Origin of the sequence: Pseudactinotalea terrae (assembly GCF_009733845.1) — a bacterium.
Classification (GTDB): domain Bacteria; phylum Actinomycetota; class Actinomycetes; order Actinomycetales; family Beutenbergiaceae; genus Pseudactinotalea; species Pseudactinotalea terrae.
On sequence record NZ_WNXZ01000006.1, the window covers coordinates 269,014 to 282,750 of the forward strand.

Here is a 13,737-nt window from a genome sequence, read left to right on the forward strand (position 1 = left end):
CACCAGTGTGGCAGGCCGCTCAGGCGGCGGGGATGCCGGCCTGGACCTCGGCGCTCTGGGCCTCGACGTCGTCGGCCTCGATCGGCCAGAGATCCACCGCGACCTCGAGCTTCGACCCGGCGCCCTCGGTGAACACGATGCCCCGCAGCGGGGAGACGTCGCGGTAGTCGCGCCCGGTCCCCAGCACCACGTAGCGGTTGTCGATGAACTGGTCGTTCGTGGGGTCGATGTGGAGCCAGCCGCCGCCGGGCATCCAGACGGAGGCCCAGGCGTGCGAGGCGTCCACACCGCGGAGCTTCTCCTGGCCGGCGGGCGGGCGCGTCTCGATGTAGCCGGAGACGTACCGCGCGGCGAGCCCCATCGACCGGGCGCACCCGATGAGCAGGTGCGCGAAGTCCTGGCACACCCCGGTGCGGCGCTCGAGGACCTCGGGCAGTCGGGTGTGCACCGTCGTCGAGCCCGACCGGTAGGTGAAGTCCGAGTAGATGCGCCTGCACAGGTCCGCGACGACGTCCGGGACCGGCCGTCCCGGGGCGAACGAGAGCGCGGCGTAGTCGCGGACCTCCTCACCCAGGTCCACCATCGGCGAGGCCAGCCGCGACTCCGCGATCGCGAGACCACCGGCGATGCTGCCGTTGGAGCGGGACTCGGGCGAGAACACGGTGCGGACGGCCTGCGCCGCCAGCTCCCAGGGCACGTTCGGCAGGCGCGTCCGATCGACCCGACGGCGGGTCACCGTCAGCACCGACGAGGACCGCACCTGCAGCACGGTGTGGGGCTCGGTCACATGGAAGTACGAGGAGAGGTTGCCGTGGAAGTCGCGGTGCTCGCGTACCTCGGCGGCCTCCGGCGTCACGGTCAGCCGGCTGCTGTGCACCTGCTGACCCCCGCCGGGCCGGGGGAGCAGCACGGCGCGACCGTAGGAGGAGGTGACGGCCTGCGGGTAGGTGTAGGTGGTCAGGTGCGTGAGCCGGTAGTGCCGGTTGCTCGAGGTGTCAGTCATCGCGACCCCCTGGCGACCACGTGCCGGCGGCGTCGGCCCAGGGGCTCGATGTCGGATGGCTGAAGTGGACGCGGGCGATCTCGAGCGCGAGCTCGTCCAGGCGCCACTGCAACGACTCGAGCAGCTCGAGCAGGCGGGGCCGGTTGCCCTCGGCATCGGCCACGACGACGGCGGCCGGGTCGAGCTCGGTCAGCAGGTCGTGCAGGTCGGCGAGCAGCTGGTCGCGCGCCCCGACACGGCCACCCCGGGCCGGGATGCTCATCAGATCGGCCCTGATCTCCTCGAGCTGGTAGGCGAGCGAGCGCGGGTTCGCGTCGTCGAGCAGCAGCAGGTCGAGGAACAGATCGAGGCGAGCGTGGGTCTGCGAGCGGCGCCGGTAGGTGATGACGGACTCGTGCGCGATCAGCACCGACTCCAGCAGCATCGAGTCGACCATCGCGGAGCGGCGCTGCGTCACGGTCGCCGTGAGGGTGCGCACCAGGTGCTGAGCGCGCTCGATCCGGCGGCCCACGTCCATCAGCCACCAGCCGACATCCCGCACCATCGACTCCGCGCCGATGCCGGCCAGGGCGAGCAGTCCCTCGAGGCAACGTGCGAGTACCCGGCCGAGCCCGAGGCCCTCGCCGGCCCCGTGCTGCTGGCGCACCCGCTCGCGGTTGAGCGCACGCTCGATGCTGGAGAGCGCGAGCCAGGTGTCGGAGCTCAGCTGGTCGCGGACCGCCGTCGCGGACCGGGTGCTGCGGTCGACGGCGAAGGCGACCGAGCCGGGCCGGTCCGTCTCGAGCACCAGCTCGGTCAGGGACCCGGGTCCCACGACCTCGCCGACCGCGTCCATCAGCACCTGCAGCGCCCGGCCACCGGGCGAGCGAGGGAGGAGGTGGTAGTCCTCCCAGCGGTCCGCGACAGCGCGGATCAGCCGCACGGTCGACTCCGTACGCTCGGTGTAGCGGCCGAACCAGAACAGGTCCTCTGCCGCTCCGGGGCTGATCGCGCTCGCCCACGTGCCACGCGCCTGGATGGCCTCCTGCTCCTCGATGGGCCAGGGATCGGGATGCGTCTGCGCCTCGGCGGACAGGATCCACACGTCCTTCGCCACGCCGAGCGTGGTGTGGGCGAGCGTCTCGGTACGGGTCTCCGACGACGTGACGCGCGCCAGCGCCCCCGACATCACCTGGTAACCCTCCTGCCGGGCGACGGCGAAGGTCCGCAGCACGGTCGAGCAGGCGTCGAGGCGGCCGTCGCCGACCGTGGGAGTGGTCGACGCCTCCGTGGGCTCCTGGCCGACCCACTGGTGTGGGGTCTGCGAGATCTGCGCCGCAAGCTCGGCCCGCCCGCCGGCGGTCAGCAGCCATCCGTGGATCGGTGGGCTGCCGGGCGTGGTCGAGGAGATCACCAGCCGCTCGAGGTTGGCGATCACGTGCGAGCACATCGACCGCTCGCCGCACCAGTACGTGACCGCCGAGCCCAGGGCGAGCTCCTCGCCGAGCAGCGCCCGCGACAGGCGGGGCAGGTAGGTCAGCAGCGCGGGGTTCTCCATCAGCCCGCTGCCCAGGGGGTTGACGATGGTCACCGCGCCCGTCCGTGCCGCCTCGACCAGCCCGGGGACGCCGAGCACCGAGCTGCCGAGCAGCTCGAGCGGGTCGCAGTACTCGGCGTCGACCCTCCGCACGATCACGTCGACCGGCTCGAGCTCGTCGAGCGAGCGCATCCAGACCCGGCCGTCGGAGACCACGAGGTCCTCGCCCTCGGCGAGCGGGAACCCCAGCATGGTCGACAGGTAGCCCTGGTCGAACGCCGTCTCGGCGAAGGGGCCAGGCGTCAGCAGCGCGACGCGGGGATCATCTCCCGAACCTGGCGGGGCGACCTCCTGGAGTGCCTGCCGCATGGCGTGGAAGAACGGGCCGATGCGGCGGATGCGAGCCTGTCGGTACAGGCCGGAGAGCACCTGCCCGATGACGCGGCGGTCCTCCATGACGTAGCCCATGCCGCTGGGGGCCTGGGTGCGGTCGCTCAGGGCCAGCCAGGCGCCGTCGGCGTTGCGCGCGACGTCGGTGGCGTGCAGGAACAGCTGATGGCGGCCGGGGATCAGGATGCCGTCGGCGGCCCGGAGGAACCCTGGGTGCGCGAGCACGATCTCGGGCGGCAGCAGGCCGTCGGCGAGCAACCGCCGCTCGGTGGTGAGGTCGGTGAAGATCGCATCGAGAAGCTCGGCGCGCTGCCTGAGGCGGCCTTCGAGGTCGACCCACTCGTCCTCGTCGATGATCACGGGCAGCGGGTCCAGAGGCCAGGGGACGTCGTCGGGATCCGCTCCGACTCTGACGCCGTGATCCTCGAGCAGCGTGACGACGTCCTCGCTGCGCTCACGCAGCTGCTCCCACGAGTCGAGGCCGGCGAGTGCCGCCATCTGCTCCCACGCCGCACGCGCCGAGCCCGAGGACTGCAGCATCTCGTCGTGGCCGGGTCCGGCCGCGCGGTAGGACGCGAGGAGGTCGGTCAACCCATCCTCCAAGGAGTGGTCAAGCGGCATCGGGCGGTCGAGCAGCGAACGCCGCCACTTTACCCACAGTTTGCTCGCGTGCTCGCCACGCGGCTCAGGGTGTCGCCGGACGCCGCAGTCATCATGGTTGGCTATGGCGTGATCAGGGGCGAAGCCCTGGAATTTGAGCACGCGAGGGAGCAGACTAGGGAGGGAGCCGTTGACAGGAGGCCCACCGTGGCTACGTCGCCCGAGACACCGGATCTGCTTCCCCTGCTCGCGCGCGGGAAGCACCGCTCGCCGCGTCGAGGCGCGTGCTTCATGGAGCTCGCGTCGTACCTCGCCGGTGAACGGTGGAGCGACGCCCCGCGATGCACCGACCCGATGCTCGCGGCGCTCGCGCGGATGGTCAACGACTGCACGTCCGACGGCGCCCGCTCCCAGCTGGCCCCGCTCGTCCCGGCCGTCGTGGGCATCAGGGGCCTGCCGGCCACCTTCGCAGGCGATCTCGCCCTGCTCGCTGTCGCGCACGCCATCCGCGACGCCGCTGTCTCGCACCAGCGGGCGCTCGCCGTCGGCACCCTGCGGCTGCTCGCCTCCGGGCACGCGACCTCGAGCGCCGCGCTGCGGACCCGCGCCCAGAACGCGCTGCGGGATGTGCCGGACGCCAAGGTCTGGGCCGAGCGGTTCCTCGGCAGCGTGCCGGTACCCCCGCGCTACTCACCGGCAGCGAGCGTCATCGAGATCGCCGTCCAGGCGCTCGCCACAGCCTGCATCGACGACGCCGACCGGCGCCTGCGCAACCTGCTCGCCGAGGCCGTCGAGCTCGCCCGTGACATGGTGCACGCCGGCGAAGCGCCTCCGCTCGCGTCCGAGCACTGGCAGGACCGCGTCCGCGCAGCGGTCTGAGCCGGCCGGGTCCTGGCGCACGCCGGTGCGACGCGGCAGGCTGTCGCCGTGACCGAGAACCCGATCGAGCCAGACAGCAAGGACTGGACCTGGGTGCTGAGCCGCGCCTGCGAGGACTGCGGCTTCGACCCCGAGTCCGTGACGCGCGAGAACCTCGCCTCCCGGCTCGCGCGCGCGGCCGAGCCGTGGCCGGCTCGACTCACCCAGGAGGATGCCCGACGGCGGCCGCTCCCCTTCGTCTGGTCGCCCACCGAGTACGCGGCTCACATCCGGGACATGGCCGCCGTCATGACCGGGCGCCTCCAGCTGATCCTCACCCAGGACGATCCGCCGTTCCCCGACTGGGACCAGGACGCCGCCGCGATCGCGGGCGACTACGCGCACGAGGAACCGGGCGAGGTCGCCACCCAGGTGAGCGCCGCCGTCGGGAGGCTGTCCACCGCCTACGGAGCGGTCCACGAGAGCCAGTGGGACCGGCCGGGCCGCCGCAGCAACGGCTCGGTGTTCACCGCCTTCACGCTCGGTGTCTACGCGCTGCACGACCTCGAGCACCACGTGCACGATGTCGGAGCGCCGCTGCCGAACTGACCGCCGCCGGGCCCGCAGTGCCGGCGCGCAGGGAATGACCCCGGTCTCCATAGACTCGCCTGGATGAGCTGGGTCGAGGAGGCGCTGCAGCGGGTGCAACCCGGCCCGCCGGCCGCGCTGACGCCGACCGAGCTGGGGATCGTCGGCGCGGTCGCGCTGGTGCTCGTGCTGGTGCCGCCGCTGTGGCGGGTCGCGCGGCTCGGTGTGACGCTCGTGCACGAGCTCGGGCACGCGATCGTCGGCATCGTGGTGGGTCGGACGTTCACGGGTTTCGTGCTGCGTGGAGACGCCTCCGGGCATGCCGTCACGCGCGGGCGCGGCGCGGGCCCGGGGCTGGTCGCGACCACCTGGGCGGGCTACCCGGCGCCGGCGCTGCTGGCGGCGGGGGTGGCGGTCGCGGTGGGCCGCGGCTGGGCCGCGCCGGTGCTCGCGGTCTTCGGTGTGGTTCTTCTGGTGGCGCTCGTGCAGGTTCGCTCGGTGCTGACCGCGGCGGTCACGGTCGGTGCGCTCGCAGGTGTCGCGGCGCTGTGGTGGTTCGGCGAGCCGGAGCTGCAGTCGCAGGTGCTCACCGGGGTGGCCGCCGTGCTGCTCGTGGGCGCCTGGCGTCACCTGATCGCAGCCTGGCGGGACCGCTCGGCCGGGAACGACGCGCGGGTGCTGGCGCGGCTGGCGAAGCTTCCGCGCACCCTCTGGCTGGCCACCTTCGCACTCGTGTGCGGCTGGGCCGCCTGGGTCGTCGTGACGACCGTTCGTTAGCTGTTCCTCGCCAGCACGCCCGCGATGTCCGGTCGGAAGTAGCCCGGGCCCTTGAGGACCTTGCCGTCATCGCGGTAGACCGGCAGGCCGTCCGGGCCGAGCTTCGAGAGGTTCGAGGCCTGGATCTCAGCCAGCACCTCCCGCAGCGGGATGCCGCACTCGAGCGCCATGCCATAGATCACGTACACCAGATCACCCAACGCATCGGCGGCCTCGACGGCGTCGCGAGCGCCGTCGTCGACCGTGAGCGCAGCCGCGAAGGCCTCCTCGATCAGCGCGCCCGCCGCCTGGCCGTAGACCGCCCCGACCAGCTCGGCGAACTCCTCGGCGATCAGCGCCATGCGCATGTGGACCCGTTCGCGGTCGGCGCTCGGCGCGTCGGTCGCGATCGGCAGCGCGTAGGTCGCGTGGAACTCACGGACCAGGGACTCGGGGTCGCGGGCATCCATCGGGCTACCGTACGGTCGCCTACCCTGTCCCGGTGAGGGCACGGAAGGTCACGACGGCGGTGCTCGCCCTGGTCGTGGGGCTCACCGTGGTGGCGTGCGGGTCGAGTCCCCAGCCGGTGCAGCCGCCGCCGGGGGTAGCGTTCGACTACCAGCTCGGTGGCGACTACGCGTTGCCCGAAGGCGTTGAGCTCGTGGTGCGGCAGTGGTCCGAGGGCTACGGCGAAGATGCCGCCTACTCGGTCTGCTACGTGAACGCGTTCCAGACCGAGGCACCTGCGGGGCATCCCGACAGTGCCATGAACTGGCCCGAGGGCCTCGTGTGGGACGAGGTCGAGGACCCGGAGTGGCCCGGTGAGCACCCGATCGACATCAGCACGAACCGCCTCCGGCGGACGGCGATCGAGTTCGTCACGGACCGGTTTCAGGAGTGCGTCGCGCGCGGGTTCGACGCCGTCGAGCTCGACAACCTCGACACCTTCACGCGCTATCCCGAGGCCCCCTTCGACCGCGACGACGCGATCGCCTACGCGCGCCTCCTCGTGGAGGCCGCGACCGAGCTGGGGCTCGCCGTCGGGCAGAAGAACACACCCGAGCTGCTCGATGTCGCGCGCACCGAGATCGGGTTCGGCTTCGCGGTCGTCGAGGAGTGCGGTCAGTTCGACGAGTGTCAGGCCTACGTCGACACCTACGAAGGGCGCGTCTACGACGTCGAGTACACCGAGGCCGGGCTCGCCGCCGCGTGCGAGGCGATCGGCGAGGTGGCCGGCGTGGTGCAGCGCGACCTCGGCCTCGTCACCCCGGACGACCCCGCGTACGTGCACGCCACCTGCTGAGACTGCGAGCTCGACACGATCCGCATCGACGCCGAGATCGGTAGCACGAGCTGCGCCGGCCGCACCGACGACATCTAGGAGCTGGCCCAGACCCCCAGCTCGTTGCCGCTGGGATCGGTGAAGTGGAAGCGCCGGCCGCCGGGGAAGGGATACGGCCCGCTGACGACCGTGCCGCCGGCCTCGGTCACGGCTGCGACCGTGGCATCGAGATCGTCGCTGTAGAGCAGCACCAGCGGACCACCTCGGGTCACCTCCTCGGCCAGCGCCAGCCCACCGGCCTCCTCGCCCGGCGCCTCCGCGGGGGTGCTGATCCCTGCGTAGCCCTCGCCGTAGCTGGTGAAGCGCCAGCCGAACGCGCGGGAGTAGAACTCTTGTGCGGCAGCCATGTCGGTCACCGAGATCTCGATGTAGTCGATCGAGCGCGGGATGGCGTGGGTGTGGGTGCTCATCAGCCCAGCGTGCCGGACACCCCCGACATCGTCAGGATGCGGCGGCGTCGGTCAGCGGCACGGTGCCGGACCAGGCGGACCAGTGCCCGCCGCCGGCCAGGTGATCGACGACCGCACGCTGCAGCGAGGTGGTCGGCGTGAGGGTGCGGGGGTCGATCGGGTCCTCGGGATCGCTGCGGACGTTGAAGGCGAAGTAGAGGACGCTCTCGTCGGAGCGGTAGCCGGACTCGGCGAGTGCCCAGCGCTGCTGGAACCGGACGAGGTTGGAGGTCTCCGGGAGCAGGTCCGCGATGACCGGGTCGAGCAGCCAGCTCGTGCAGGAGAACGCGGTGGCCGGGCAGTCGGGGAAGTGGCGGGCGAAGAAGGGCACGGCAGCCGCGAACGAGGCGTCGACAGCCTCGGGTGTGAGCGGGCCGGAGGCGGGGATGTGCGTGTCGAGGACCCAGCCGGTGGCGCTGAGCTTCGGCACGAACTCCAGCCGTCCGAGCCACATCAGGCCGCCGGACCAGGCGGTGCGCATCCAGCCGTAGGTGTCGAGCCCGAACCGTCTGTGGGTGCGGCGGTTCACCGAGACCTGCTGACCGAGGTCGGAGAGCGACCCCCACGACACGGCGTCGGGGATACGACGGCGCGCATGCTCCGCACGCACCTCGGGCACCGACGCGAGCAGCGCGAGCACCGCCAGGTCCTCGCGGCCTTCGGGCAGGTCCTCCCACGGGTCAGGCACGGAAGCGCTGTCGCGGAACCTGCCGACGCCCTCGCCGAGCAACGAGGCAGCGCGCGCCACGATCGCGACCTCCGTGCGGCGACGCCGCACCCGATCGGCGACCGCGACCGCATCCACGGCGTCGTCGTCGCGGAACCCGAGGCGCACGAGCAGGTCGGGCAGCCCGTCTGGATGCAGCCGTTCTCGGGTCGTGGACTCGTCGATCACGGTGGACCACGGTAGCGACGGGTGCGGCCGAGGTGAGGGACGCCGTCGGAATGGCGCGCCACGCGCCTGCGTTCATCAAGCATGGAGCAGCCCCAGAATCGTGTCCGTCAGCTCAGGGTCGTCGTCGAGGCCGAGGACTACGAGGAAGCCGTCCGCTTCTTCCGCGACGTGCTCGGGATGCCCGAGCAGGCGGCGTTCGCCGAGGGCGACGACGACCGTGTCGCGATCCTCGAGGCCGGCATCGCCACGCTCGAGATCGCCAGCCCAGCCCACAAGCGTGCGATCGATCGCGTCGAGGCCGATGGTCAGGTCAGCCAGCGCATCCGGCTCGCCTTCGAGGTCGACGACGCGGCCGCGACGACGGCGGAGCTCGCCCAGGAGGGCGGCTCTGTGGTGGCGGAACCCGTCGAGACGCCGTGGCGCTCGCTGAACTCGCGCCTCGATGCTCCGGCAGGTTTGCAGATCACGCTGTTCCAAGAGCTCGAGCCGCTGGACGAGAGAAGCTCGCGGGAAGGGTTCGCGACCGAGCACTGACCGCGGATTCGGTAGCGTCGGGGTATGACGACGCCCCGAAGGCCGGGTGAGCGAGCCTGATGGACGGCCTGCTCACCAACATCGCACTGGTGCTGGTGTTCATCCTCATCGGCGGGGTGTGCGCCGGAACCGAGCTCGCCCTGGTGTCCCTGCGGGAGAGCCAGCTCGACCAGATCGCCAAGAAGGGTGCCCGCGGCCAGCGGGTCGCCGCCGTCGCTCGGGACCCCAACCGGTTCCTGGCGGCTGTGCAGGTGGGCGTCACGCTGGCCGGGTTCTTCTCGGCGGCGTACGGCGCCTCGACAATCGCGCCTGCGGTGGCGCCGGCGTTCATGGGCCTCGGGCTGTCCGAGAGTGCGGCCGGCACGGTCGCGTTCGTGCTCATGACGCTGCTGATCGCCTATCTCTCGCTCGTTCTCGGAGAGCTGGTGCCGAAGCGGCTCGCGCTGCAGCGGGCCTCGAGCTTCGCGCTCGTCGTCGGCCCGCCGCTCGACCGGTTCGCGAGCCTGATGCGGCCGGTGATCTGGCTGCTGTCGGCATCCACCAACATGGTGGTGCGACTGCTCGGCGGCGATCCGAAGGCCACCAACGAGGACATGACCGAGCAGGAGCTGCGCGACCTGGTGATCACCAACGAGTCGCTTCCGGCCGACGAGCGCAAGATCCTCAGCGACGTGTTCAACGCGACCGAGCACACGATCGGCGAGGTCATGCGCCCGCGGCACGACGTCGTGTTCCTGCAGGCCGACCTCACGCTGGACGCGGCCACGCGTGCGATCTCGTCGGAGCCGTACTCGCGCTACCCGGTGATCGACGGCGACTTCGACCACGTGCTCGGGTTCGTGCACGTGCGGGACGTGCTGCTCGCCGATCTCGGCGCGCACGCGGGTGACGACGACGCCGGCGCGGTTCCGGTGGCACCGCGCGGAGAGGCGCCCACCACCGTGCGGGATCTCGTGCGACACATCGTGGTGCTGCCCTCCACCAACTCGCTGCTGCCCTCGATGGCGATGATGAGGCGCGAACGGGTCCACATCGCCGTCGTCATCGACGAGTACGGGGGCACCGACGGGATCGTCACGCTCGAAGACCTGGTCGAGGAGCTTGTGGGTGAGATCCACGACGAGTTCGACAAGGGTGCCCGCGCCGCCAAGCACCGCGGGCCTGGTGGGGAGATCTCGCTCGAGGGCGGCATGAACCTCGAGGACTTCGCGGAGGCCACCGGGATCGAGCTGCCGGACGAGGGCGACTACGAGACCGTCGCCGGGTTCGTGCTCGACCGGTTGGGCCGGGTCGCCGCCCTGGGGGACGTCGTCGACGTCGATGGCGCGCGGATCGAGGTCACGAACCTCGACGGCAACCGGATCGACCGGGTGCTGGCACGGCCCAGGCCAGCCGGTGGCGAGCCGCCCCCAGGGGACAGCTGACCCGGCCGCGGAGCTCGGTGGCTAGCGCTGCTCGGTCTCGTCGTGGCGGCGTGCACGGTCGGCGTCGTCGCTGCTGCCACGCGATCGGCGCAGTGCACGGCCGCGCGCGACGAGCTTCTCGCGCTTGGCCGCCTTTTTGTCGCTGGCGCGTGTGTCACGAGGCGGCTGCTGCAGAGTCTCCTCGGCGGCGATCCCGGCCTGGAGCTCGCGGCCGCGCTCCAGCTCGGCGTCGAACTCGGCACCGAACAGCAGTGCCAGGTTGATGATCCACAGCCAGAGCAGGAAGACGATCACGCCGGCGAGCGCGCCGTACGTCGCGCTGTAGCTGCCGACGTTGGTGACGTACAGCACGAATCCCAGCGAGGCCAGTGCCGCCACCACGATCGCGATCACGGCGCCGGTGCTGATCCAGCGGAACTTCGGCTGCTTGACGTTCGGCGTCCCGTAGTAGAGCAGCGCGATCACGATCACCACGAGAAGCAGCAGCAGCGGCCACTTCGCAATCCCCCAGACGGTCATCGCGGCCTCGCCGACGCCGATCGCTTCGCCGATGGCCTGGGCCACCGGACCGCTGAGCACCAGGATCACTCCCACGAGGGCGATCAGGATCAGCATGGCGATCGTGAGCGCATACATGATCGGGCGCAGCTTCCAGATCGGGCGGCCCTCGGGTACCTCGTACATGCGGTTCATCGCGCGCGAGAAGGCGGTGACGTAGTTGGACGCCGTCCACACCGCAGTCAGGAGCCCGACCAGCAAGCCGATGCCAGGCGCCGGCACGTTGGTGAGGCTCTCGATCACGGGACCGATGGTCTCCATCATGCCCTCGGGCAGTGCGTCTTCAGCGATGCCGAGGAGCGACTCGGTGATCGAGGCCTGGCCGACCAGGCTGAGGATCGAGACCAGCGCGATCACGGCCGGGAACAGCGACAGCACGGCGTAGTACGTGAGCGCCGCGGCCAGGTCGGTGCACTGGTCGGCGAGGAACTCGCTGATCGTGCGGCGCACCGTGTACGTCCACGACGGCTTGCGCAGGTCGGTCGGCGAGTCCGGAAGGTCCCGGTCAGAGCCGTCACTCGTCTTGTCAGCCATCTCGAACCCTCCACGACGACGGCCTCCGTGGGCCGGCGGCGCCGGCCCACGGAGGTTGATCAACCCTGTTGCAGCCGGTCCCTGGACTCGCCCGCCTGCTCGCCGACGTCCTCGGCCGCGTGCTGCCCGGCCTCGCGGACCTCGGTCGCGCCGTCGGTCGCGGTCTCACGCACCTGCTCGGCGCCCTCGGTCGCCGAGGTCCTGACGGCGTCCATCGCCTCCTGGGCGGGCTCCTTCAGCTCCTCGGCCATCTCGTGCGCCAGCGACTTCGCGCCCTCGGCGGCACCCTGTACCGCGTCGGAGCTCTTGACCTGCTCGAGCATCTCCTGCTCCTTGCGGGAGGAGGGGATCAGCGACGCCGCCAGCAGGCCTGCACCGAACGCGATCAGACCGGCGGCCAGCGGGTTCCCGCCTGCGCTGCTCCTGGCCGCGTGCGGTGCGTCGGTGACGGCGTCAGCCGCGGTGTGAGCCGCGTCGGAGGTGGCCGAGCGGGCATCCTCGGCCACGCCGAGCGCCTTGTCCTTGACGCCCGAGACGGCGTTCTTGAGCTTGTCCGCCCGCCGCTCGGCCACGCGTGACGGGCTCACCTTGTCGGTGAGCGCGTCGACGTCGTTGCTGAGCTCGGCTCGGGTGCGCTCGATGTCTGCGCGGATGCGGTCGGGATCAGTGCTGCTCATCGGTCATGTCCTTTCATGGCGTCCGGAATCTTCTGAACTGTCTCGGTGGTGCGCGGTACTCCCTCGACGGACTCGAGCGACTTCTTGCCGCTCAGAGCCATCACGAGGGCCACGAGGGCCCAGATGGCGCAGACGATCAGAGCCGACCAGCCGAGGGCGGGGACGTCGTCGCCGTCGCCGATCATCGCTCCGAGTGCCCACCACAGGGCCAGCGAGGCGAACAGGAGCGCGAAGTTCGCGGCCCACGCGGCGCCGCCGAGCAGTCCCGCGCCCTTGCCGGCCTTCTTGGCCGACTCCTGGACCTCCGCCTTGGCGAGTGCGACCTCCTGACGCATCAGCACGGACAGGTCTTCGGTCACCTCCCCGAAGAGCTCGCCGAGGGAACGGGCGTCGTCCGAGCTCGCACCGGTGTGCGGAGCGGTCGAGCTCGTGCCAGCGGCTGGAGGGACGTGCGGGGGAACGCCTGGCCCGCCGGCGGGTGGGGGAACGTTCGGCCCGGCGCTCATGGGCGACCGCCCACCTGTCCGCCCGCAGGCTGGGTGCCGGGGGCAGGGTGGGCCGGTGCGCCTGGCACCTGCTGTGCACCCGGCCCGGACGTGAAGGGCGCCTCCTGCGTCACGCCCGCGGTGCCCGTCGAGCCGTAGGGCTGGGCGGGCGGCGCGCCGTACGGCTGTGCGCTGTGGCTGCCGGAGGACCCGGATGGTGCCGGGGACCGGGTCGCACCGCTGGAGACGCCTGCCGAGCCCGAGCCACTGGTCCCGCTTGTCGGGCTGGAGCCACCACCGGCGTCCTTGGCGCTGCGTGCGACCCGACCGGCGAGCAGGCCGAGACCGGCCGCGATCGCCATGAAGCTGACCGGGTGCCTGCGCGCGTAGCTCGAGATCTCGTCCAGCACCTGGGCCGGCTCGCGATCCTCGAGCCAGCTGCCGGCGTTGCCGAGGCGCTCGGCCAGCTGCCGCGCAAGCGCGCTCGCCATCCCCTGCTCCTCGCTGCTGTCAGCCATCGACGACAGCTCCGAGGACATCGACCGCATGCCGCCGGCGAGCCGCTGCTGCTGGGCACCCGCCTGCTCGGTGACCTGCTGACGGCCCTCCTCGTACAGGTTGCGTGCCTGCTCCTTGGCCTCGGCGGCCGTGTCCTTCACCTGCTCCTTGGCGGTGTGAGCGACATCGCTCGCCCGGTCGGCCGCGACTCCCGCAACCTGCTCGGCGCCGTCCGCAGCTCGGCCTGCTACCTGCTGCGCCTCATCCTTGACCGACTCCGTGCCGCCACCGGAGCTCGGCGCCGTGCCGGGGGTCGATGTGCCTGCGCGGGCCGGTGGGATCACCGGCGGCGGCGTGCTGGCGGATGGGGTGACGCCCTCGTATCGGTTCTCGTCAGTCATGGTCTGCCTTCCTGTCGGTGGTCTCCAGTTCCCCGGCGACGGGTGCCTCATGCAGTCGGGAGGTGGAGGTGCAGGAAGTGGCCATGGGCGTCTACGTCGTGCCCTCCGGCTTCGTCTGTGAGGTCGGCGAAGAGGTCGAGCGTCAGGCGGCGACGCGTGTCGGCGGCGGCACGGCCCGGCCCGGCGGCTTCCCACATCACAGGAGACCGCACGTCCGCTCGCGCATGAC

At 71.5% G+C, this 13,737-nt stretch carries 15 protein-coding genes; 6 read left to right on the top strand and 9 right to left on the bottom strand.

The window, feature by feature from the left end; all coding sequences use genetic code 11:
- Positions 1 to 19 precede the first annotated feature (19 nt).
- Together GPA03_RS18280 and GPA03_RS18285 are read right to left on the bottom strand one after the other, a co-directional pair.
- The gene (locus GPA03_RS18280; protein ID WP_156253484.1) at positions 20 to 1,003 is read right to left on the bottom strand and encodes a transglutaminase family protein; all 984 of its coding nucleotides are present in this window, start codon (positions 1,001 to 1,003) and stop codon (positions 20 to 22) included.
- Positions 996 to 3,500 carry a circularly permuted type 2 ATP-grasp protein gene (locus GPA03_RS18285; RefSeq protein WP_162458425.1) on the bottom strand — a complete coding sequence of 835 codons (2,505 nt, stop codon included), beginning with the start codon at positions 3,498 to 3,500 and terminating at the stop codon, positions 996 to 998. The genes GPA03_RS18280 and GPA03_RS18285 overlap by 8 nt, the downstream gene beginning before the upstream one ends.
- Positions 3,501 to 3,716: 216 nt before the next feature.
- Here GPA03_RS18285 and GPA03_RS18290 point away from each other — a divergent pair, with 216 nt between their 5' ends.
- The 3 genes from GPA03_RS18290 (at position 3,717) to GPA03_RS18300 (ending at position 5,732) form a co-directional block, all read left to right on the top strand.
- Positions 3,717 to 4,388 (top strand): hypothetical protein, encoded by a 672-nt coding sequence (locus tag GPA03_RS18290; RefSeq protein WP_156253486.1) that lies wholly within the window; start codon positions 3,717 to 3,719, stop codon positions 4,386 to 4,388.
- Positions 4,389 to 4,436: 48 nt separating this feature from the next.
- Complete coding sequence (locus tag GPA03_RS18295; RefSeq protein ID WP_156253487.1) at positions 4,437 to 4,976, top strand: DinB family protein; 540 nt, start codon at positions 4,437 to 4,439, stop codon at positions 4,974 to 4,976.
- Between the two features lie 63 nt (positions 4,977 to 5,039).
- Positions 5,040 to 5,732: a M50 family metallopeptidase gene (locus GPA03_RS18300; protein WP_156253488.1), complete on the top strand. Its 693-nt coding sequence runs from the start codon at positions 5,040 to 5,042 to the stop codon at positions 5,730 to 5,732.
- Here GPA03_RS18300 and GPA03_RS18305 read toward each other — a convergent pair.
- Positions 5,729 to 6,181 (bottom strand): pyrophosphohydrolase domain-containing protein, encoded by a 453-nt coding sequence (locus GPA03_RS18305; RefSeq protein ID WP_156253489.1) that lies wholly within the window; start codon positions 6,179 to 6,181, stop codon positions 5,729 to 5,731. The genes GPA03_RS18300 and GPA03_RS18305 overlap by 4 nt on opposite strands.
- Positions 6,182 to 6,213: 32 nt before the next feature.
- Here GPA03_RS18305 and GPA03_RS18310 point away from each other — a divergent pair, with 32 nt between their 5' ends.
- Positions 6,214 to 7,014 (top strand): endo alpha-1,4 polygalactosaminidase, encoded by an 801-nt coding sequence (locus GPA03_RS18310; RefSeq protein ID WP_156253490.1) that lies wholly within the window; start codon positions 6,214 to 6,216, stop codon positions 7,012 to 7,014.
- A gap of 74 nt (positions 7,015 to 7,088) precedes the next feature.
- Here the strand turns inward: GPA03_RS18310 and GPA03_RS18315 are convergent, their stop codons facing one another.
- Both GPA03_RS18315 and GPA03_RS18320 read right to left on the bottom strand, forming a co-directional pair.
- Positions 7,089 to 7,463, bottom strand: a complete 375-nt coding sequence (locus tag GPA03_RS18315; protein ID WP_156253491.1) for a VOC family protein — start codon at positions 7,461 to 7,463, stop codon at positions 7,089 to 7,091.
- A 31-nt stretch (positions 7,464 to 7,494) separates the two neighbouring features.
- The gene (locus GPA03_RS18320) at positions 7,495 to 8,397 is read right to left on the bottom strand and encodes an acyltransferase domain-containing protein (protein WP_156253492.1); all 903 of its coding nucleotides are present in this window, start codon (positions 8,395 to 8,397) and stop codon (positions 7,495 to 7,497) included.
- An 81-nt stretch (positions 8,398 to 8,478) separates the two neighbouring features.
- Between GPA03_RS18320 and GPA03_RS18325 the strand changes: the two genes are divergently transcribed.
- Together GPA03_RS18325 and GPA03_RS18330 are read left to right on the top strand one after the other, a co-directional pair.
- The gene (locus GPA03_RS18325) at positions 8,479 to 8,931 is read left to right on the top strand and encodes a VOC family protein (protein ID WP_156253493.1); all 453 of its coding nucleotides are present in this window, start codon (positions 8,479 to 8,481) and stop codon (positions 8,929 to 8,931) included.
- A 59-nt stretch (positions 8,932 to 8,990) separates the two neighbouring features.
- Positions 8,991 to 10,355, top strand: a complete 1,365-nt coding sequence (locus GPA03_RS18330; protein ID WP_156253494.1) for a hemolysin family protein — start codon at positions 8,991 to 8,993, stop codon at positions 10,353 to 10,355.
- Positions 10,356 to 10,376: 21 nt separating this feature from the next.
- Here GPA03_RS18330 and GPA03_RS18335 read toward each other — a convergent pair whose 3' ends face one another.
- Genes GPA03_RS18335 through GPA03_RS18350 form a run of 4 tightly spaced genes read right to left on the bottom strand, consistent with a single transcriptional unit; the run spans position 10,377 to position 13,508 of the window.
- Positions 10,377 to 11,447 (bottom strand): YihY/virulence factor BrkB family protein, encoded by a 1,071-nt coding sequence (locus GPA03_RS18335; protein WP_156253495.1) that lies wholly within the window; start codon positions 11,445 to 11,447, stop codon positions 10,377 to 10,379.
- 59 nt (positions 11,448 to 11,506) lie between these two features.
- Positions 11,507 to 12,124 carry a DUF3618 domain-containing protein gene (locus GPA03_RS18340; protein ID WP_156253496.1) on the bottom strand — a complete coding sequence of 206 codons (618 nt, stop codon included), beginning with the start codon at positions 12,122 to 12,124 and terminating at the stop codon, positions 11,507 to 11,509.
- The gene (locus GPA03_RS18345; RefSeq protein ID WP_156253497.1) at positions 12,121 to 12,630 is read right to left on the bottom strand and encodes a phage holin family protein; all 510 of its coding nucleotides are present in this window, start codon (positions 12,628 to 12,630) and stop codon (positions 12,121 to 12,123) included. Before GPA03_RS18345 ends, GPA03_RS18340 begins: the two co-directional genes overlap by 4 nt.
- On the bottom strand, positions 12,627 to 13,508 hold the full coding sequence (locus GPA03_RS18350) for a FliH/SctL family protein (protein WP_156253498.1): 882 nt from the start codon (positions 13,506 to 13,508) through the stop codon (positions 12,627 to 12,629). The genes GPA03_RS18345 and GPA03_RS18350 overlap by 4 nt, the downstream gene beginning before the upstream one ends.
- Positions 13,509 to 13,737: the final 229 nt, after the last annotated feature.

Bases quoted from the DNA above. Each gene is read 5' to 3' on its own strand.
- GPA03_RS18280 (WP_156253484.1), bottom strand. From the start codon at position 1,003: ATGACTGACACCTCGAGCAACCGGCACTACCGGCTCACGCACCTGACC.
- GPA03_RS18300 (WP_156253488.1), top strand. From the start codon at position 5,040: ATGAGCTGGGTCGAGGAGGCGCTGCAGCGGGTGCAACCCGGCCCGCCG.
- GPA03_RS18305 (WP_156253489.1), bottom strand. From the start codon at position 6,181: ATGGATGCCCGCGACCCCGAGTCCCTGGTCCGTGAGTTCCACGCGACC.
- GPA03_RS18315 (WP_156253491.1), bottom strand. From the start codon at position 7,463: ATGAGCACCCACACCCACGCCATCCCGCGCTCGATCGACTACATCGAG.
- GPA03_RS18325 (WP_156253493.1), top strand. From the start codon at position 8,479: ATGGAGCAGCCCCAGAATCGTGTCCGTCAGCTCAGGGTCGTCGTCGAG.
- GPA03_RS18330 (WP_156253494.1), top strand. From the start codon at position 8,991: ATGGACGGCCTGCTCACCAACATCGCACTGGTGCTGGTGTTCATCCTC.
- GPA03_RS18335 (WP_156253495.1), bottom strand. From the start codon at position 11,447: ATGGCTGACAAGACGAGTGACGGCTCTGACCGGGACCTTCCGGACTCG.
- GPA03_RS18340 (WP_156253496.1), bottom strand. From the start codon at position 12,124: ATGAGCAGCACTGATCCCGACCGCATCCGCGCAGACATCGAGCGCACC.
- GPA03_RS18345 (WP_156253497.1), bottom strand. From the start codon at position 12,630: ATGAGCGCCGGGCCGAACGTTCCCCCACCCGCCGGCGGGCCAGGCGTT.
- GPA03_RS18350 (WP_156253498.1), bottom strand. From the start codon at position 13,508: ATGACTGACGAGAACCGATACGAGGGCGTCACCCCATCCGCCAGCACG.